The organism is Stutzerimonas sp. VN223-3 (assembly GCF_045999685.1).
GTDB classification, from domain to species: domain Bacteria; phylum Pseudomonadota; class Gammaproteobacteria; order Pseudomonadales; family Pseudomonadaceae; genus Stutzerimonas; species Stutzerimonas stutzeri_AR.
In genome coordinates this window covers 753,375-772,027 of the sequence record NZ_RBEC01000003.1, presented here as the reverse complement: position 1 = coordinate 772,027, position 18,653 = coordinate 753,375, and the positions used below count along the sequence as shown (strand labels likewise).

The window sequence follows — 18,653 nt, the reverse complement described above, 5'->3', positions numbered from 1 at the left end:
TACGAGGCCGTTCAGCCGCCGCTTGGCGTCACGCGCCAGATCACGTCACCAACGTCATCGGCGACCAGCAGCGCGCCAGTCTTGTCGACGGCGACGCCGACCGGGCGGCCCATGGCTTGCTCTTCCTCATTGAGGAAACCGGTCAGAACGTCTTGCGCATGGCCGTCCGGCTCGCCGTTTTTGAACGGTACGAAAATCACCTTATAGCCGCTTCGGGGTTTGCGGTTCCAAGAACCATGCTGGCCGATGAACGCACCGTTGCGGTAACGCTCCGGCAGCAGCGAGCCTTCGTAAAATGCCAATCCCAGCGAGGCGGTGTGGGCGCCGAGGGCGTAATCGGGGACCAGTGCTTCGGCAACCAGATCCGGTCGCTGCGGTTTGACGCGCTCGTCGACATGCTGGCCGTAATAGCTATAGGGCCAGCCGTAGAAGCCGCCGTCCTCTACCGAGGTCATGTAGTCCGGGACCAGATCGCTGCCGATCTCGTCGCGTTCGTTCACTGTGGTCCAGAGCGCGCCACTGTCGGGCTGCCAGGCCAGCCCGTTGGGGTTGCGCAAGCCCGAAGCGAACAGGCGCAACGTCTTCTTCTGCGGGTCGACTTCGAGGATCGCCGCGCGATTCTCCTCAGCCGCCATGCCGTTTTCGGCGACGTTGCTGTTCGAGCCGCTGGTGACATACAGGCGCGAGCCGTCCTGGCTGGCGATCACGTTCTTGGTCCAGTGATGATTGATCGGCCCAGCGGGCAGGTCGACAACCTTTTCACCCTGGCCCTCGATGCGAGTGGCGCCTTCCTCGTACGGGAAACGCACCAGCGCGTCGGTATTGGCGACATAGAGTTGGTCTCTGACCAGTGCCATGCCGAACGGCGAATTCAGCCCTTCAAGAAAGGCTGTACGCTTTTCCGGCGTCCCATCACCGTCCTTGTCGCGCAGCAGGGTAATGCGGTTGGCGCTTTCGCCGCCGGAGCCGGCGCGTGCCATTACCTTTTTCATGATCCAGCCGCGAATGCCCTTGCCGTCTTCAGGCTTGGGCGGCGCATCGCTTTCGGCGACCAAGACGTCGCCATTGGGCAGCACATAGAGCCAGCGTGGATGATCGAGATCGCGCGCGAACGCCTCGACATGCAAGCCGGGCGCGGCTTGCGGCGCTGCCCCGTCAGGCCAACCGGTAGCTTCGGCGATATTGACGGTTGGGATCAGCGATTTTTCGGGCGCCGGAAGTATAGGGTCCGGCCCGTAACCTGCCTCCACCGGGACTTTGGCGGTAGCGCCGCACCCGGTAAGGCCGAGCACGAGGGACGACGCAGTAATCAGATAGGCATAGTGGCGTAGCATGGGCGACTCCTGCATATGTCTGAATAGGGCGCCGCGCTCGAATCATGGGCCCTGTTCGCGGTCGCGGCCTTGTTTGTCGTCATCCTGCGAAGCCGTGGCGGCGTGTTGTTCCAGTCGCGGCATAAGCAGAAATATCACCAGTGCGAAGAACGTTGTGAGCACGGCCGTGGCTTCGTGGCCGAGCCCTGCAGCGACGCCAATGGCAGCGGTGAGCCAGATGCCTGCGGCTGTGGTCAGGCCTTTGACATCCTGAATAGAATTTCCCTTGAGTATGGTGCCTGCGCCCAAGAAGCCGATGCCGGTGATGATGCCTTGCATTACCCGTGATACATCCGCGAGCGGCATGCCACCTTCCAGCGGCACCAGCACGAACAGCGCGGCGCCCAGCGACACCAGCATGTGCGTTCGTAATCCTGCCGCCTTGCCTTTGTATTCACGCTCGTAACCAAGCACGCCGCCGAGTACCGCGGCTAACAGCAGCCGTACCGACACGCGGATCGCATGCTCGAGGTCGGGAAGGTCGGAAAATTCTGACGCGACGGTGCGGCCCAGTATCTCCCACCATTCCATGATCACCTCCGGCTAGCGCCGCGATTGCGGCTGTCTGGCGTTCGAGTCATGGCGCGCCAGGCGGTTCACTCGACAACCTCGAAGCGCAGCATGCCAATCATCTGTCCGGCCTCGGTCATGACCCTGACACGCCACTTGCCTTGCGCGTCGTCGGGGAAGTTGCGCTTGTGAGTCCAGGCGCGATAACCCGCTTCGCGGCCGCCATTGATGTCCAGCGGAATGCGGTCGACGCGCCGGCCGTTGTGCATCCATTCATGGTAGATGCGTTCCTTCAGGCCGCGCGGTGCGTTGATCGCGGTGAACGCATAGAGCCCATTGGTGCGCAGCTCTGCGCTGGTCAGCTGACGCAGGCGATTGCCAGGTTCGCGCGAGGCATCGTCCATGCTCATGGTCACCGCTACGTCGGTCAGCCACAGGGTCGCTGGTGGCACCCAGGTGCGTCCCATCCAGCCCGCCAGCCCGACGACTATTGCAAGCAGCGGAACCGCGATCAGGCTCTTCCAGTTCCATGTCCGGAGCAACCCGCTGAGACTCGGTAACGCCAGCACCACGGCGATACCCAGCGCCCACAGATAACTCTGCGGCGTCGACAGATGAAAGATGATCGGTAGCGCCGTCAGCAGTACGGCGAACAGAGTCAGCGCGTGGAAGGCCAGATAAATCCAGCGTCGCGGCGCCAACCATTTGTAGTACAGCGGGTCGACCAGCGAGATCAGCGCAGCGACGCCCAGCATCACCGTGAACACGGATTGGCCACTGTTCCAGGTGGTGGTGATGAAGAAGAACGGGATGATGAAGAACAGGCTTTCCTGATGCACCATCTGGGTGACGTAGCGCAACAGCGGTCGTGGCACTTTCCAGCCGAACCAGCGCTCCAGGCTGCGGCGCAGGCTATTTTCCAGCATCAGCCAGAGCCAACTGACCAGCATCACCGCGGCGATGACTTTGGCGAGGCCTGCTTGGCGCTCCACCAGTACGAAGCTGGCGATACCCGAACAGAAGCCGAACAGGGCGACAGTGCCCGGGTAGCGGCGGATTAGGCGCGAGGTCAGATCGCAAAGGGCGGAAAGCCGGGATTTCAGCGGCATATCGAGGTCACGTTGAAGGTTCTCTCCGAAAAGGCGCCAGGCTGCACGCTGGTTGGCATTCGGTGTTTGCCAATTATGCGCTCGGCGGGCAAGGCGGTAGCGTGGTTACGACACGGCCGCAATGGCGTGATCGATGGCGGTGCGTATCTCGCCATAGGAGCGCGCCGTTTCGGGCGTCAGGCGCACCAGCGGCAAGCCGATGGTCTGGCAAAGGTCATCGAGGAAGGCGTTGGCTTCGGTTGCCTGCTCCATCTCGATGGCGCAGAGCAGGTCCAGCGTCTGCCGGTCGCACAGGAGAAAATCGAAACGAGCCGCCGAGATCCGGTTGGATGCCTGGTACCAGGGCGCTCGCCGGGGTATCGCCGTGACCTCGACCACGTCAGCGACACGCACTTTGCTCAGGATCACGTGGTCGTCATCCGCCGCCTGTTGCAACAATACAAACAGTTCCCGTTCGGCCGGTTGAAAGAACGGCCGCTTCAGCTGATAGGGCATGCGCAGGGCGGGATGATTGAATTGCCGCTGCTTGATATAGAAGACCAGGGCGAAGCAGACGAAGGCCACGAGCACCAATCCGAGAAAAGCCGTCATTTCACATCGTCCCGCTCGGCCGGTGGCAGAGCTCGGGTTGCGATAGTGTCGGGTCGGACACGCATGGGCAGCTCCAGATTTTGAACGTCGATATTGGATTCGGTGGCGGAAGGGGAGTTCGCTTTCATACGAGGAGTAGTTATCCCGTTTATCTGTGCGCCGTTCTGTGGATAAGCTTGGGATCAACCGTTGGGGGCCATGCAGTACTAAGGTTTGCATCGTTTGGTTAACGTTTGTTCAACTCTGCATCGCTTCGCTTGTGGGCATAACAACGATCTTGATGCAAGGTGTTATTCGTTGATTTAAAAAGGAATACCCAACGCTGGCGGCGTGCAAAAACAGTTATCCACGATTGCTGTGAAGAGTCCTGTGGATAACGTTCAGCGAACGTTGGGCGAGTCCCATAGGTGTTGGGCTGCGGTCAGTTGTACGATTTTTGTCCACCTGACCGTTCGATATCAATGATGCTTCAGGCCGAAGGGTGGACGCCCCACCGGGTTTCCGTACTGGGTTGCCAATCGTTCAGCATTTGTAGCAGCGCTTGTGGTGACTCGCTGCGCTGAAGCATGCCGCGTTGCTGCGCCCGCACGAAGCCCTCATCCACGAGGTGGTCAAGGAACTGGCTAAGCTTGCTGTAAAACTGATTTACGTCGAGTAGGCCGAGCGGTTTGCTGTGATAACCGAGTTGCCCCCAGGTCCAGACTTCAAACAGTTCCTCCAATGTGCCGAGGCCGCCCGGCAGCGCAATGAACGCATCGGAGAGTTCGGCCATACGCGCCTTGCGGGCGTGCATTCCATCGACCACTTCCAGCCGGGTCAGCCCTGGATGGCCGATTTCCTTGTCTTTCAGGCTCTGCGGAATAATGCCGATCACCTCGCCTCCAGCGGCCATGGTGGCGTCTGCAACGACCCCCATCAGGCCAACCGCTCCGCCGCCGTAAATCAGCCTGATGTCATTCGCCGCCAGGGTCTGGCCAAGCGCGATAGCTGCCTTTTGATAGGCGGGGTTGAGGCCAGTGCTGGCGCCGCAGAATACGCAGATCGATCGCAGGGACATCATCCACTCCGTCAGTTGAATGGTCGAAAGGTTACCTCCCGGCGCGGATTACGGCCAAGCGGATCGGATCAATATTCCAGGTATTCGATGCAGGCACCGCCCGCGGCCAGGGCGTAATTGGCAAATAACATCCGGAACAAATCGAAGCTGGGCATTACGGCACTCCTGCGCTGACTCCTAGATAGGCGACAGGTTATGCCTCCGCTTCGCCTGCGGCTCTTAGCTTGTAGATATGGCAACGATAGCTTTCAGCGGAGATATGAAAATCATCCCCGATTATGGTGCAAAGGTCTGTGGATAACCTCTTGACGCCTTGCCTGGAGCCGCGTCGACGCTGGCGCTTCGGTTAGTGAGCGTTTTTTGAGCAGAGCGAATTAACGCCATAAGTTATTGAAATTTCGGTTAAAAATTGGGGCCTAAAAAATGCCCAGTTCTGGCCAACTGGTTTTAGTTATTCAGTAAAGCTGTGGAATGGTCTGTGTATAACATGGGGAAACGGGACATTAAGGTCCGCTGCGACTGCGTGTCAGGGCGCTGAACGAAAAATAATCACTCGAATCGCCATGACAGTCTGCGCGCTGCCGATCGCGCCGACCCAATCTGGACGGAGCGGGTCATCATCCCGCAGCGTTATGCCGGGGCATTCAGTCGCGGCCCTTTGATTGTGAGCCGGGTTGGCCTCGCCGACACTCGCTGCACCTTATAACAACATCCGCTGGAGGAATTCCAAATGAGTGAAGCCATCCGCTTCGAAGACAAGGTTGTGATCGTGACTGGCGCTGGTGGCGGTCTCGGCCGCGCCCATGCGCTACTGTTCGCCCGTCATGGCGCCAAGGTGGTGGTCAACGATCTCGGTGGTAGCGCTCAGGGCGAAGGCGCCAACAGCTCGGCTGCCGATCGCGTGGTGGAAGAAATCCGCGCAGCTGGCGGCACGGCCGTGGCCAACCACGACTCCGTTACCGATGGCGAGAAGATCGTGCAGCATGCCTTGGACAGCTTCGGCCGCATCGATGTAGTGGTGAACAACGCCGGCATTCTGCGCGACAAGACCTTTCACAAGATGGAAGACGCCGACTGGGATCTGGTCTACCGGGTGCATGTCGAAGGCGCCTACAAAGTCACCCGCGCCGCCTGGCCGCACATGCGTGAGCAGGCGTATGGTCGGGTGATTTTCACGGCTTCCACATCCGGCATTTACGGCAACTTCGGCCAATCGAACTACGGCATGGCCAAGCTTGGTCTCTATGGCCTGACCCGCACCCTGGCGCTGGAAGGCCGCAAGAACAACATCCTGGTCAACGCCATCGCACCTACCGGCGGTACCCGCATGACCGAAGGGCTGATTCCGCCGCAGGTCTTCGAGCAGCTCAAGCCCGAGTTGGTGAGCCCGCTGGTGGTGTTTCTGGCGAGCGAGCAATGTCAGGAAACCTCCGGCCTGTTCGAAGTGGGCGGCGGCTGGATGGGCAAGGTGCGATGGGAGCGTAGCCTAGGCGCCGGTTTCGACCCGAATACGGGCTTCGATGCCGAAGATGTAGCCGCCAACTGGACGAAAATCTGCAACTTCGAAAACGCCTCGCATCCAGCCGACAACATGGAAGCGTTGAAGGAAATGATGGCCAATTTGCAGAAGTACGCCGGCTAAGCTCGGCAAACGCTGCGATAGGGCGTCGGAAACGTCAGTGCGCTCCCGGCGCTGTCGTCGCTGTCTTCGGCAACAGTCCAGGGCCCTGGTCCGCGCCTGGGCCAGGTCCTGCACATGGCCAGGCGCGAACAAGGATGGAAAGTTCATGTGAGATACCCTGCGTGCGCGAGCGCCAGTTAGGCACAGGCCGAGCTGCACAGCGCTGTCTTGGCCAGCCGTAGCCGGCAAATCGCCATTTTCGTGTAAGACCTTGGTCGCAAGCGAGCCTGGTGCGTTGAGTGCGTTCGTCCTGCGGAGTAAACTGCCGCCCCCGTAAGGCTCGTCGACTGGAGTGGACATGCGTAAAGACAAGAAAAAGGTGGTCGGTGAAGAGATCTCCGACGAGTCGATCAAATTGTTTCTTGAGCCTGAGCCTACGGACGATACGCCGCCGGCATTACACAAGTTGATCAAGGCTTATCGCGGTTTGCGCGTCGATGATTTCGAGCGCTTTCTAGGTTTCTTTGTCGAAGCCGGGTACGACCTGAATGCGAAGGATGCCAAGGGGCAGGACTTCGTTGCGCTGATCGCCGATCAACGCCAGGCTGAGCCCTATATTGAGTTGATCCGGGCCGCTCGCAGCTAACGACTACATTCGCATCGGTGAATTGCTGCCGATGCAGGCGACACCGTTTGGACCGGCTGAGCGATTGGCAGCCACACTGGTTTTTCTCGCTGCACGTGTCCCGTAGAGCCCAGGCTTATCGCCCTGCTCCGGGAGCTTCGGAGCGAGAGGGAGGAAGGCCAAAAGCCGTTCTTCCGACAGCGGGCAGACACCATGGGGTGCCTGCCTTCGGGCACAAGCCCGAGCAGCGGTTTAGAAACCCTCCTCCGTTTCTAGTCGCCTGGCTGGTGGTTCTACACGATCGCGTACTGCGGTCGTGACAGTTTAATGCTGTGATTCTGGAGAACGCGTTAATGGCGCAACACGATAGCGAAGCCGTGGATATGGTGCTGGTGGGAGCCGGCATCATGAGTGCGACCCTGGCAGTCCTGCTCAAGGAACTCGATCCCAACATCAAGCTGGAGATCGTCGAACTGCAGGAGTCCGGGGCCGTTGAAAGCTCGAATCCCTGGAACAACGCTGGCACCGGCCACGCCGGGCTCTGTGAACTGAACTACACGCCGGACAACAAGAACGGCCCAATCGACATCAAGAAAGCCGTCACCATCAACACCCAGTTCGAAGTGTCCAAGCAGTTCTGGGCCTATCTGACCGGTCGCGAAGGCTTCGGCAGCCCCAAAGACTTCCTCAATGCCGTGCCGCACCTGAGCTTCGTTCGCGGCGAAAAGAACATCGATTTCCTTAAGCGCCGGTTCGAGGCGTTGAAGGTTCATCACGCCTTCGAAGACATGGTCTACAGCGAAGACCGCGCCACGATGGAAGAGTGGATGCCGCTGATGATGCCGGGCCGCCCCGCCGACGAGCCGATTGCCGCGACTCGCGCCATGAACGGCACCGACGTCAATTTCGGTGAGCTGACCCGACAGATGCTGGTGTACCTGGCAGCCAAGCCGGGCGTGAAGATGTCCTATTTCCAGAAGGTCACCGGCCTTGCGCGCAACGGCAAAGGCTGGCGCGTGGAAATCAAGAACACCCGTGATGGCAGTAGTCGTGAAATCGATGCCGGTTTCGTCTTCCTCGGTGCCGGCGGCGCGGCGTTGCCTCTGCTGCAGATGTCCGATATCGAGGAAGGCAAGGGCTACGGCGGCTTCCCGGTCAGTGGCCAGTGGCTGCGCTGTGACAATCCGGAAATCGTCAAGCAGCACCAGGCCAAGGTCTACAGCCTGGCGGCCGTAGGGGCTCCGCCGATGTCCGTGCCGCATCTGGACACGCGTGTAGTGGATGGCAAGAAGTCGCTGCTGTTCGGACCGTACGCGGGCTTTACCACCAAGTTCCTGAAGCACGGCTCGCCGCTCGATCTGCCGATGTCGATCCGGCCGGGCAACCTCAAGCCGATGCTGGCCGTGGCGCGCGACAACATGGATCTGACCCGCTACCTGATCAAGGAAGTGCGGCAATCCATGAGCGATCGGCTGGAAACCCTGCGCGGCTTCTATCCGGAGGCCAAGGCCGACGACTGGCGCCTGGAAGTGGCCGGTCAGCGCGTGCAAATCATCAAGAAGGATCCGAAAAAAGGCGGCATCCTGCAGTTCGGCACCGAGCTGGTGTCAGCCAAGGACGGGTCCATCGCTGCGTTGTTGGGTGCCTCGCCAGGCGCTTCGGTGACCGTTTCGATCATGCTTGATTTGATCGAGCGCTGCTTTTCTGAGCAGGCGAAGAGCGCGGCGTGGAGCAGCAAGCTCGGCGAAATTTTCCCGGCCCGCGAGAAGGTTCTGGAAACCGACGCAGCGGCCTACCGCGAAGTCGTCGCCGTGGTCGATAAGCGTCTGGGGCTGACTGAGTAAGTCTGGCTTGATTTGCGTTATTGGAAGCCGCGCTGCTTGTCATGAGCCGCGCGGCTTTTTTATGGGTTCAGAATTCCGGCGTTTATCTCAGGCCTGCGTGTCAGTGCAATGAACGGAACGTTGCTGGCGCCGTACGGGTCTTTAGCGCATCACTGTCGGACGGTTGCAGTGCTGGTTATACTGCGCGCCATCCGTCCCTAACCTGGAGAAAACAGCATGCTGCAACGCCTGTTGTTCAGTCTTGTCGCCGTGTCGGCATTGTCTCTCGCCGGCTGTGCGCACAGCCCGCAACAGCTCGACCCGACACCGAAGCTCAACGAAACCATCAACCCGGTCGGCCAGGGGCAGCCGGTGGTTGTGCGGGTAGTGGATGGCCGCCCGTCACCGACGCTCGGCACTCGGGGTGGTCTGTACCCAGAAACCAGCGCGGTAATCGTGCCGAAGGAAAAAATCATCCCCAAACTCCAGGCTCAGGCTGAAGCTGCGGTCCGTCTGCTTGGTTTCACGCCTTCGGCCAACGCCTACAATGCTCCGCAGCTGACCTTGACCCTGGCCGAGCTGAAGTACCAGTCGCCGAAAGAAGGTTTGTACGTGACCGAAGCGAACGTCGGTGCGACCTTCCGCATCGAGGTACAGAATGGTGGCCGTCGCTACACCGGACGCTACGGCGCCTCGCTGAACCAACGCTTCGGCATGGCGCCGAACGAGCAGACCAACACGAAGCTGGTTAGCGAAGTGTTGAGCGATGCGTTAACCCGCGTGTTTCGGGATCAGAGCATCAGTCAGGTGCTGACTCAGTAACGCTTCAGCGCAACGATCTTCCGGCCACGCGCTGGCACTGGGAACCCGCATTTGATGCGGGTTCTTCGTTTCAGGGGCGCAGGCAGCGATTCGTCAGGCATGACGATAACGGGTGCGCCCGCCGCTGGCCTTTCAACCCACCAGTAAGCTCGCACCAGCATTGGAAACAAAACGCCCCGAACCAGTCGGGGCGTTTGCTTTTCATGCGACAAATACCGCAGAGGTCAGCGCACGCCGGAGTTGCGCAGGGCAGCTGGGGTGTACTGGTTGGAATTGGCCTTGTAGTTATAGGTGTAGGGGTTCTTTTCCTCGTTCTTCATGCCCATCACCAGATAACGACCGGAGACCAGGTCATACAGGGTTTCCATGGCGTACAGCGGAACCTGATCATTGTAGATGTACTCGGCATGCGCCTCGGCGACGCGCCAGAGCATGTTGCGACCGTCGTAGTGATCGATGACCGCGGCCTGCCAAGTGTCCTCGTCGATGAAGAAGTGGCGCTTGGCGTAGATGTGGCGCTCACCGGTCTTCAAGGTCGCCTCGACTTCCCACACGCGGTGTAGTTCGTAGCGGGTCAGATCCTGATTGATGTGGCCGGGCTTGATGATGTCGTCGTACTTGAGCTGCGGCGAGTCCAGGCGGTAAGAGTTGTAGGGGATGTACATTTCCTTCTTGCCCACCAGCTTCCAGTCATAGCGATCCGGGGCGCCGTTGAACATGTCCAGGTTGTCGGAGGTACGCAGGCCATCGGCTGCAGTGCCCGGACCATCGTAGGCGACCTGAGGTGCGCGGCGAACACGACGCTGGCCGGCGTTGTAGATCCAGGCCATGCGCGGCTCTTTCACCTGGTCCAAGGTTTCGTGCACCAGCAGGACGTTACCGGCCAGGCGCGACGGGTCTGTGACCTGTTGCTTGAAGTAGAAGAGGATGTTGCCGTGCTTCTCCGGGTCGTAGTCGGTCAGGGTATTGGTGTAAACCACTTCGTCGACGAACTTGACCAGGCTGTAGCTGCCGTTCACCTGCGGCGTGGCCTGTGCCACGACGCGGCGGGCCGAGCCACCGCGATAGCGGGTGACGTGGTTCCAGATCACTTCCAGACCGTCCTGGGGAATCGGGAAGGCTACCGCCGTATCGAAGTTCTCCAGCCCGTTGCCGCCGCGAACCAGCTTGGCCTGGGTCGCGTTCTTCTTCGCCGCGTCATAGATCTGCTGCGGTACGGCAGCGCTGCGGCGGGTTTCGAAGACCGGTAGGCGATAGGTCTCGGGATAACGCTTGAGCATGGCGATCTGGCCAGGGCTCAGGTTGTCCTTGTACTGCTCGAAGTTCTGCGCGGTGATGGTGAACTTGGGCTTGTCGTTCGGGTAAGGATCGCTGACGAAGCCATCAGCGCTGATGGCGGCCGCGTCGGTTGGCAGGCCTCCGGTCCAGGCGGGGATGGTGCCGGCGGCGTTGCCGGCTTTCTCGGCGCCGAGAGGTGTCAGGCTGTCACCTAGCTTGGCTGCGTCCGATTCGGACACCGCAGCCATGGCTCCATTTGCTAGAACGGCGGCCGCCAGCAAAGAGAGAGTGAGTGCCCCCGTTTTCAATATCTTCTTATTCATTGTTCTGTCCTGTTGATCCTGAGTAGCTGATTCCCTACGAGGTGCAACCGTAAGCGCGGCGCTCGAAGGTGGCGACTTCCACGGAAGAAGTAGCGGGCCGGTACAGGCCCGGTAATGGCGTCAAAGAGACGCAGCGATTACAAGTTGCCGTTTGCTCGACTCCGTGGCAGTCCCGTCTGGTTGCTCAAGCCAGGCGCACGCTCTATTTCGGTTGTTCGAGGCGAGGTGAGGGTGAAGCTGCGAGGGACTATAAGTCAACGATCTAGGCACGGCCTATCTGCATAAATGGCGCAAATACCCGGCAAATTGCCATCCCTTGGTTGCGTCTCGCTTGGTCGCATCTCGTTTGGTCGGAAGCCGGCTGAACCGGAGGCTGCGCTTCGGTAGACTTCGCCGTCGCACCCAGGATGCCCTGGGCTTATTTTTCGGCGTGCCGGGGAGGTTCGGTTGTCAATGCAATTCGACGTATCGGGTTTGGCCAGTCTGGCCTTGTTGCTCAATTCAATGGCGCTGCTGATCGCGGTCGGTGGCGCCTGGCTGCTATTGGCGACGCGCTGGCGCCAGCAGCTAGCGGTCAATTCCTCATGCCTGGCCGGGCACAGCGTGCAGGCGGTCGAGCAGACCAGAATGTTGGCGACCCAGCGCATTGACCGTTTCTTCTATTGCTTCGGTTTCAGCAGCCTGGGATTGGCCTGGCTGTTGTCCTCGCTCACCCGGTTGGTATGAGCCGCCAGCCAGGCATCATTTAGAGACTCAGGCCTGCCTTCAGCCGGTGCTGATTACGCACCGGTGTGGCGTATTGCTGGATCAAATAGGGCTGTTGCACGCTTGGACAGGCGGCCAGGCGCTTGCTCCATTCGGCCTCGGCGCGGGCAATTTCCTCAGAGCTGAATAGCTCGGCGAGGCTGGGGATCGACAGCTCCGGATCGCGGCCATCCCAAATTCGGTACGCCAGATAATTCACCGGAAACAGGCGGTAGTCGCACAGGATCTGCTGGTCGATCCTGGCGGCGAGCTGCTTGGCATCCTCTGGAACTTCGGTGATCGGTGTGCCGAAACTCACATGCACGCGACCTTTGTAACCGGTGATTCCAAGCGCGATGCTTGTGTCGTCTTCGCCGGGCGCTTTGGTGTAGGTGCCGGTCGTGGCGCGGATATAAAGCTCGCGAGCCTTGGCTTGATCGCAGGGATCATACTCGTAGCTGATCGACACCGGCGTTGGGCGCAGCTCCGTCAGTACGCTGGCGAACGGCTCGTCTTTGCGGCTCATGTGCAGCATCTTCAGGATCGCCGAATCGGTGCGATCGTCACCGTCTTTGGCGCGGCCTTCAGCCTGGGCGATCCATATCGACTCGCCATCGTTGCGGATCGAGTGGTTGATATAGGCGGAGAGCAGTTGGTAGGCGGCGAGTTTTTCGCGTCGGCCGGTGACCGAGCGGCGCACGATGAAGCTCTTGTTTAGCCGCATCAGGTCACTGACGAAGGGCCGTTGCAGCAGGTTGTCACCGATGGCGATGCGCGGCGTGCGCATCTTCGCCTGGAACACCGCGTAATTGACGAATGCAGGATCCATCACGATATCGCGATGGTTGGCCATGAACAGATAGGCGCAGCCGGGCTGAAGTTTTTCCAATCCGGAATAGGTGATGCCATCGGTGGCGCGCTCGATGGTGCGGTCTACGTACATCTCGATCCGCGCTTGAAGCGTGTCGATCGAATGGATGCTGGCGAACTCGCGGCGCAGTCGTTGCGCTATAAGTGGTTTAAGCATCCAGCCCATCGGGCTGGCCAGTCGCGGAAAGCGAAAGTGCACCAGGATGTCGAGGAACTCCCGGTCGGCGAACAGCCGCGCCATCACGGCAGGGACTTCGGCGTCGGCATAGGGTCGGATGGCTTCGAATTCGTCCATCATGCTCTCTGTAAGGGAAACGACTGAATGACCCCAACTGTCTTGAGGTCGAAACTGGACGGCGATTATAGCGGCAAGTCACGCAGGAGACGCTGATGCTCGAAACACAGGATTACCAATGCCCCTATTGCGGCGAAGTGGTGGAGGCGCTGCTTGATCTGAGTGGCGGCGATCAGCGCTACATCGAAGATTGCGCGGTCTGCTGCCGGCCGATCATTTTCGATCTGCGAACCGATGGCAGCGATTGGCAGCTCGATGTATTGCGGGAGGATGAATGATGCGACGTATTTACGAACCCCGCGATCTGCTCGAGGCCGAGATGCTCTGTGGAATGCTGGAAGCAGAGGGTATCGAGGTATTTCTTACCGGCCGGCATCTGATCGGTGCGCTAGGCGAGTTGCCAGTTGCCGGCCTGCTCGGGCTGATAGTGGCGGATGAGCAGACCGAGCGCGCGCGACAGCTGATCGCTGAGTACAATGGCGCCGAACCGATGCCTGGTGATGAACCCGAAAGCTATCCGGGCGAGCTCATCTGCTAGTTGCTGGCGGAAGATCGCCTACAATCCACGCCGTTGTTTCGGTGCCCACGTTCCTCAGCCCAACGAGTCCTGTTCATGTGTGGCCGCTATGCCCTGTTCCGCTGGAGTCCGGCCTTTGCCGCGCTGCCGGGTTTTCCCGCTGATCAGCAGCCGCACTGGAGTCTGGCGCCGGGAGCATCGGTATTACTGTTACGTCAGCTAGACGACGAGCTGCAGCTCAGCAGTGTGCGCTGGGGTCTGACCCCAGCCTGGTTGACTGACTTCACCCGGACGCCAGCACAGGCGCGTGCGGAAACGCTGGCCGAGCAGCCAATGTTCCGCGACGCCTTCCGTCAGCGCCGTGGCGTGCTACCGGCCAACGGCTTTTATGAATGGCGCGGCACCGCGCGCAAACGGCCATACTGGATGACAGCTGAGGATTCGCTGATGTATTTCGCGGCGATCTGGGAAGCCTACCCGGTACAGGGCCACACTTATTTCAGCGCGGCCGTGGTAACGCTGCCGGCGGCGAATCAGCGGCGGCCGCTGATGCTGGACCAGGCGGCTATGGCCGCCTGGCTCGATCCCCAAACCCCGCTCGAAGTACTTCAGACATTGCTTGTGGCGCGCCAGCCAGCGCTACGCGAGCGGCCGTTGGCGACTATCGTCAACGACCCTAAGCTGGATGCACCAGAATGCCTGACGCCGGTTAACTAGCCGCCTGGCCCCAGACTTCGGGCGGGTTGATCAACGCCGCGGCCGTCCAGCCAGACACCTAAGCCCGGCTGGCCGGTTGCCCGGTAGGCGGGCTCGCTCTAGCATACGGCGCAGAATCCACGGGAGACGCGACATGCTCAAGCCGCATCCATTTACCCTTTTCCTTGCAGCCTCCGTGCTCGCCGGTTGCCAGGCGGTCAATACCACCAGTGGCGGTGCCGTCGGCGTCGACCGCAAGCAGTACATGTTCAGCATGCTGTCGACCGAGCAGGTCAACCAGATGTATGCGCAGTCTTATCAGCAAACTCTGAGCGAGGCGTCGCAAAAAGGTGTGCTTGAGAAAAGTAGTGCGATCACCAAACGCGTCAATGGCATTGCCCAGCGGCTGATTGCCGAAGTGCCGGCGTTCCGTCCGGACGCGGCGCAGTGGAACTGGGAAGTCAACGTCATCGACAGCCCGGAACTGAACGCCAACTGCGGCCCGGGCGGCAAGATCATTTTCTACACCGGGCTTATTGAAAAACTGAACCTGACCGACGACGAGATCGCTGCGGTCATGGGGCACGAAATCGCCCATGCGCTGCGCGAACATGGCCGCGAGGCGATGTCCAAGGCTTACGGCGTGCAAGTGGCGACGCAGATCGGTTCGGCATTCGGCGTCGGCGATGGCAGTTTGCAGTTGGCGAATATGGGCGTCGAATATCTGATGACACTGCCAAACAGCCGCAGTAATGAGAACGAGGCCGATCTGATCGGCCTGGAACTGGCGGCGCGGGCGGGTTACAACCCGAACGCGGCGGTCAGTCTGTGGAAGAAAATGGCGGCGGCGGGCGGTTCCGCACCGCCGGAATTCCTCAGCACGCATCCTTCGTCGAGCAGCCGCACGCAGGCCCTGCAGGAAAATATTCCGAAGGTGATGCCGCTATACCAGAAGAATCGTTGAAGCCTGCCGCTGCGCCGTCCGGTTCAGGTCGGCGGCAGCGGAATCGGGATTGGGCTATCCATACCCAGCTGTTGCCGGGCGCTTTCCAGGTCGAACAGCGTGTTGATTTCTTCGATGTCGCCGCCCGGGTTGAGTGTCCATATCGACATGGCGGCGACCGTGAGGATCTTGCCGCTCGGAGGATGTCCGAAAACCGTTTTCTCCAGGGTGCCGAACAGCGTGCTGGACGTAACGACGCGGTTGCCCTCGCTGAGACACTCGTCCACTACCACTTCCAGATCCGGCATCGCCTGACGGATTTCCCGCACGATCAGGCCGAAGCCAGCGCTGTTGACCGGCTGTGCAATGAATGAACTTTTGTAGCTGAAATAGCGGCTCTGCAATTGTTCGGCCAGCGCCAGTCGGCCCTTGCTCCAGCTCAGGTCGATGTGCTGCTGAACCCGCCGTTTTCGTTCCTCCGGTGACATGCAGCCTGCTCCCCCTGAAATGCCGCCAGAACGCGGTGAATACCCACTCTAACAGCACCGGGAGCGCGGCAATTTGCGCTGCGTATCAGACTGGAAGCATGCCGCTCAAGGTCAGCGCCTGGTAGGCCGCATACAGGGCCAATGCTGCGAAGCAGATGGCTGCGATTCTTCGGATCAGCGTGAGCGGCATGCGATCAGCGGCGAAGTTGCCGGCCAGTACCACCGGTACGTTGGCGAGCAGCATGCCCAGCGTGGTGCCGACAATGACCAGGATGAAATCGGGGTATTGCGCGGCCAGCATGACGGTCGCAACCTGAGTCTTGTCGCCCATTTCCGCGAGGAAGAATGCGATCAGGGTCGCGACGAACGGGCCGAAACGGCGCCCGCGAGAAGCTTCGTCCTCTTCGAGTTTGTCTGGTACCAATGTCCACAATGCCACTGCGGCGAAGGAGGCAGCCAGAATCCAGCTGAGGATGGCGGGCGAGACCAGCGAAGATACCCAGTTGCCGACCGCGCCGGCGGCCGCATGGTTGGCCAGGGTGGCGACGACGATACCCCAGATGATCGGCAGCGGTCGCCGATAGCGGGCCGCCAGCAGCAGAGCGAGAAGCTGGGTTTTGTCACCAATCTCAGCGAGCGCAACGATCAGGGTGGGGATGTAGAACGATTCCAACGGACTTCCTTGCAGGGGCGGGTCGACGAAATCACCATGACACGCATCGCCTGCCCGCCCCGGGTCAGGTATACGTGTCATGGGTCTTGTCAAACCGGGCGTGGCTGCCGAGGCAGGCCGCGCGGGTCGCATGCGCCATGGTCTGTGGACCAAGTATGTTGACGCATGCCAGGCGAGCAGGGCGCTCACCGGAGACTACTCCCCCAGGACGGGCGCGAGTTTGCCCAAGCATGGCGCGTTGTGCAAGTCGGGCCTGTAGTCAATCAGGCGCGTCGCGCCCGGTAGATGCGAAAGCCGTCCGCATTGACGAGGGTTTCGCAGCGACCCAGATGCGCCTCGATCAAAGGTGGATATTTGAGGAAGGCGTTGGCGACCAGGCGTAGCTCACCGCCTGGCCGCAGGTGGCTGGCGGCGCGCTGAAGGAGTGTCTCGCTGGCCTCATAATGGGTATGCACGCCTTGATGGAACGGCGGATTACTGATGATCGCGGCGCAGTCTCCCGGCGCAGCATCGATGCCGTCGCCGGCAATGACCTCTGCATTCAGGCCGTTGGCCGCCAAGGTCATGCGGCTGCTTTCGACGGCAAACGCATCCACATCCAGCAGCACTACGTCGTTATGCGGATAACGCCTTTTCAACGACGCGCCGATGACGCCAGCGCCGCAGCCGAAATCCAGCAGCCTACCCGCCGGCAAATCATCTAGTTGGTCCAACAGCAGTGCGGTACCGCGATCAAGCCGGCCATGACTGAATACGCCCGGTAGGCTGACGATTTGCAACGGGCCGTCCGCCAGTTCCAGACTGAAGCGCTGCGCAAGGAGTTGCAGATCGGGAATAGGCGGGCTGCTCTCCACCTTGACCTGCCAGAGCTGACAATGCCGGGCGCTGTCGAGCTTGCGTGGCTCGCCGAACGGCGCCAGTTGTTTGGCCGCTCGCTCGACGCCGGCGCGCTTTTCCCCGACCAGATACAGCAAACGGCCTGGTAGCCTGGCCGCCAGTGCATTGAGCAGATAGTCGGTCAGCTCGCGGGATTTAGGTAGGAACAGCACAGCGGCATCGAAATCGGCCGCTGACGCCTTTACGCCAAATGCGCAGCGTTCACTGAAGCGGGCTTGCATCGTCTTATATTCGCCGGCGTGCCAACTCCAGCCTGTGGCCCCGCGCAGTTGGCCGAGCAGGTCGTCGGCCGGCAAGCCGGCGAGCAGCACGTCGCCGCTGAAGAGTTCGGCCTGGCGCAGCAATACTTCGCTTCGCGGATCCATCGGTGCCTCCGGGCAAAGCGGGCGAGCTTAGCAGCCTGTCCCTGGCTGCAGAAGTCGCGTCAACCTACTTGGCGCTTCGGCGCGCCGGCGAAAAACGCCTCGGCGTTCTCGCTTAGCTGACCGACGATGCGCTGGCGAGCTTCGCGGCTGCCCCAAGCGCTATGCGGCGTCACGATCAGGCGCGGTACGTCTGCGGCCAGCAGCGGGTTGTCGACGCTCGGTGGCTCGCTAATCAGCACATCGGTGGCGGCGCCGCCCAGATGGCCGTGGCGCAGGGTGTCCGCCAGTGCCTGCTCGTCGATCAGGCCGCCGCGGGCGGTATTGATGATGAAGGCCGATGGCTTCATCAGCTGCAGTTCGCGCGCGCCGATGAGGTTGCGTGTTTGCTCGGTCAGCGGGCAATGCAGGGTCAGTGCGTCGATCTGCGGCAGCAACTCGTCGAGCTCCAGACGATCCGGACGCGGCGGGCGGCCCGGCAGATTGCCAGTCAGCACGCGCATTCCCAGTGCCTCGGCCAGCCGGGCTACGGCGCTACCCAGCTCGCCATGGCCGAGCACGCCGAGGGTCTTGCCGGCCAACTCGACGATGGGAAAGTCCAACAGGCAGAATTGGCCGCTTTCCTGCCAGCGCCCGCGGGCCACGGCGCCTTGGTAATCGGGTAGTCGTGTGGCAAGTGCCAGCAACAACATCAAGGTGTGTTGGGCGACGGTGGCGGTGCCATAGGCCTGGCAATTGCAGACGGCGATGCCGCGCTGCCTGGCTGCCACCAGATCAATGTTGTTGACGCCGGTCGCAGCGACCAGAATCAGCTTCAGATCCGGGCAGGCGGCGAATACTGCATCGTTCAGCGCTATCTTGTTGATGATGGCGACCTGGGCACCTTGCAGCCGCTCGATAATCTGCGCATCGCTGGTCTGCGTGTGACAAATCAGTTCATCGAAGGCTGACTGCAGCGGAGCCAGATCTAGGTCCCCCTGATCGAGCGGGGAGAGGTCGAGGAATACTGCGCGGCGATTGCTCATGGACTTTACTC

The 18,653-nt window shown here is 60.7% G+C and carries 20 protein-coding genes and 1 riboswitch; of the genes, 9 read left to right on the top strand and 11 right to left on the bottom strand.

Annotated features, from left to right (window positions below):
• Nucleotides 1-11: 11 nt before the first annotated feature.
• From D7241_RS19505 to D7241_RS19485, 5 genes are all read right to left on the bottom strand, one after another.
• Complete coding sequence (locus D7241_RS19505; protein WP_408102894.1) at nt 12-1,334, bottom strand: PQQ-dependent sugar dehydrogenase; 1,323 nt, start codon at nt 1,332-1,334, stop codon at nt 12-14.
• A 42-nt stretch (nt 1,335-1,376) separates the two neighbouring features.
• Nucleotides 1,377-1,904, bottom strand: a complete 528-nt coding sequence (locus D7241_RS19500; protein ID WP_408102893.1) for an MgtC/SapB family protein — start codon at nt 1,902-1,904, stop codon at nt 1,377-1,379.
• 65 nt (nt 1,905-1,969) lie between these two features.
• Nucleotides 1,970-2,992 carry a DUF5924 family protein gene (locus tag D7241_RS19495; RefSeq protein WP_408102892.1) on the bottom strand — a complete coding sequence of 341 codons (1,023 nt, stop codon included), beginning with the start codon at nt 2,990-2,992 and terminating at the stop codon, nt 1,970-1,972.
• 105 nt (nt 2,993-3,097) lie between these two features.
• Nucleotides 3,098-3,583 carry a DUF2726 domain-containing protein gene (locus D7241_RS19490; RefSeq protein WP_408102891.1) on the bottom strand — a complete coding sequence of 162 codons (486 nt, stop codon included), beginning with the start codon at nt 3,581-3,583 and terminating at the stop codon, nt 3,098-3,100.
• Nucleotides 3,584-4,052: 469 nt separating this feature from the next.
• Nucleotides 4,053-4,640 carry a TIGR00730 family Rossman fold protein gene (locus D7241_RS19485; protein ID WP_408102890.1) on the bottom strand — a complete coding sequence of 196 codons (588 nt, stop codon included), beginning with the start codon at nt 4,638-4,640 and terminating at the stop codon, nt 4,053-4,055.
• A 730-nt stretch (nt 4,641-5,370) separates the two neighbouring features.
• Here D7241_RS19485 and D7241_RS19480 point away from each other — a divergent pair.
• The 4 genes from D7241_RS19480 to D7241_RS19465 all read left to right on the top strand — a co-directional run bounded on the left by D7241_RS19480 (nt 5,371) and on the right by D7241_RS19465 (nt 9,531).
• Nucleotides 5,371-6,282 (top strand): SDR family oxidoreductase, encoded by a 912-nt coding sequence (locus tag D7241_RS19480; protein WP_408102889.1) that lies wholly within the window; start codon nt 5,371-5,373, stop codon nt 6,280-6,282.
• 337 nt (nt 6,283-6,619) lie between these two features.
• Nucleotides 6,620-6,907 carry a PA4642 family protein gene (locus tag D7241_RS19475; RefSeq protein ID WP_408102888.1) on the top strand — a complete coding sequence of 96 codons (288 nt, stop codon included), beginning with the start codon at nt 6,620-6,622 and terminating at the stop codon, nt 6,905-6,907.
• A 311-nt stretch (nt 6,908-7,218) separates the two neighbouring features.
• Nucleotides 7,219-8,730 (top strand): malate dehydrogenase (quinone), encoded by a 1,512-nt coding sequence (mqo, locus tag D7241_RS19470; RefSeq protein WP_408102887.1) that lies wholly within the window; start codon nt 7,219-7,221, stop codon nt 8,728-8,730.
• A 216-nt stretch (nt 8,731-8,946) separates the two neighbouring features.
• On the top strand, nt 8,947-9,531 hold the full coding sequence (locus D7241_RS19465) for a YajG family lipoprotein (RefSeq protein ID WP_408102886.1): 585 nt from the start codon (nt 8,947-8,949) through the stop codon (nt 9,529-9,531).
• Nucleotides 9,532-9,755: 224 nt separating this feature from the next.
• Here D7241_RS19465 and D7241_RS19460 read toward each other — a convergent pair whose 3' ends face one another.
• On the bottom strand, nt 9,756-11,132 hold the full coding sequence (locus tag D7241_RS19460; protein ID WP_408102885.1) for a DUF1329 domain-containing protein: 1,377 nt from the start codon (nt 11,130-11,132) through the stop codon (nt 9,756-9,758).
• A 453-nt stretch (nt 11,133-11,585) separates the two neighbouring features.
• Here D7241_RS19460 and D7241_RS19455 point away from each other — a divergent pair, with 453 nt between their 5' ends.
• The gene (locus D7241_RS19455) at nt 11,586-11,858 is read left to right on the top strand and encodes a hypothetical protein (RefSeq protein WP_255981207.1); all 273 of its coding nucleotides are present in this window, start codon (nt 11,586-11,588) and stop codon (nt 11,856-11,858) included.
• A 19-nt stretch (nt 11,859-11,877) separates the two neighbouring features.
• On the opposite strand, the gene D7241_RS19450 is transcribed toward D7241_RS19455, so the two are convergent.
• Entirely contained in the window at nt 11,878-13,041 is a 1,164-nt protein-coding gene (locus D7241_RS19450) for a 1-acyl-sn-glycerol-3-phosphate acyltransferase (RefSeq protein ID WP_408102884.1), read from the bottom strand.
• Between the two features lie 95 nt (nt 13,042-13,136).
• Between D7241_RS19450 and D7241_RS19445 the strand changes: the two genes are divergently transcribed.
• From D7241_RS19445 to D7241_RS19430, 4 genes are all read left to right on the top strand, one after another.
• Nucleotides 13,137-13,319, top strand: a complete 183-nt coding sequence (locus D7241_RS19445; protein WP_255981210.1) for a CPXCG motif-containing cysteine-rich protein — start codon at nt 13,137-13,139, stop codon at nt 13,317-13,319.
• Complete coding sequence (locus tag D7241_RS19440; protein ID WP_255981636.1) at nt 13,319-13,579, top strand: DUF2007 domain-containing protein; 261 nt, start codon at nt 13,319-13,321, stop codon at nt 13,577-13,579. Before D7241_RS19445 ends, D7241_RS19440 begins: the two co-directional genes overlap by 1 nt.
• Nucleotides 13,580-13,654: 75 nt before the next feature.
• Nucleotides 13,655-14,275 carry an SOS response-associated peptidase gene (locus D7241_RS19435; RefSeq protein ID WP_408102883.1) on the top strand — a complete coding sequence of 207 codons (621 nt, stop codon included), beginning with the start codon at nt 13,655-13,657 and terminating at the stop codon, nt 14,273-14,275.
• Between the two features lie 133 nt (nt 14,276-14,408).
• Entirely contained in the window at nt 14,409-15,218 is an 810-nt protein-coding gene (locus tag D7241_RS19430; protein ID WP_255981214.1) for a M48 family metallopeptidase, read from the top strand.
• A gap of 23 nt (nt 15,219-15,241) precedes the next feature.
• Here D7241_RS19430 and D7241_RS19425 read toward each other — a convergent pair whose 3' ends face one another.
• The 4 genes from D7241_RS19425 to D7241_RS19410 all read right to left on the bottom strand — a co-directional run bounded on the left by D7241_RS19425 (nt 15,242) and on the right by D7241_RS19410 (nt 18,642).
• Nucleotides 15,242-15,685: an ester cyclase gene (locus tag D7241_RS19425; protein WP_408102882.1), complete on the bottom strand. Its 444-nt coding sequence runs from the start codon at nt 15,683-15,685 to the stop codon at nt 15,242-15,244.
• 85 nt (nt 15,686-15,770) lie between these two features.
• Nucleotides 15,771-16,358 (bottom strand): TMEM165/GDT1 family protein, encoded by a 588-nt coding sequence (locus D7241_RS19420; protein ID WP_255981218.1) that lies wholly within the window; start codon nt 16,356-16,358, stop codon nt 15,771-15,773.
• An 18-nt stretch (nt 16,359-16,376) separates the two neighbouring features.
• Nucleotides 16,377-16,581, bottom strand: a riboswitch (yybP-ykoY riboswitch).
• Between the two features lie 40 nt (nt 16,582-16,621).
• Nucleotides 16,622-17,620 (bottom strand): methyltransferase, encoded by a 999-nt coding sequence (locus D7241_RS19415; RefSeq protein WP_408102881.1) that lies wholly within the window; start codon nt 17,618-17,620, stop codon nt 16,622-16,624.
• A gap of 59 nt (nt 17,621-17,679) precedes the next feature.
• Nucleotides 17,680-18,642, bottom strand: a complete 963-nt coding sequence (locus D7241_RS19410) for a 2-hydroxyacid dehydrogenase (RefSeq protein ID WP_408102880.1) — start codon at nt 18,640-18,642, stop codon at nt 17,680-17,682.
• Nucleotides 18,643-18,653: the final 11 nt, after the last annotated feature.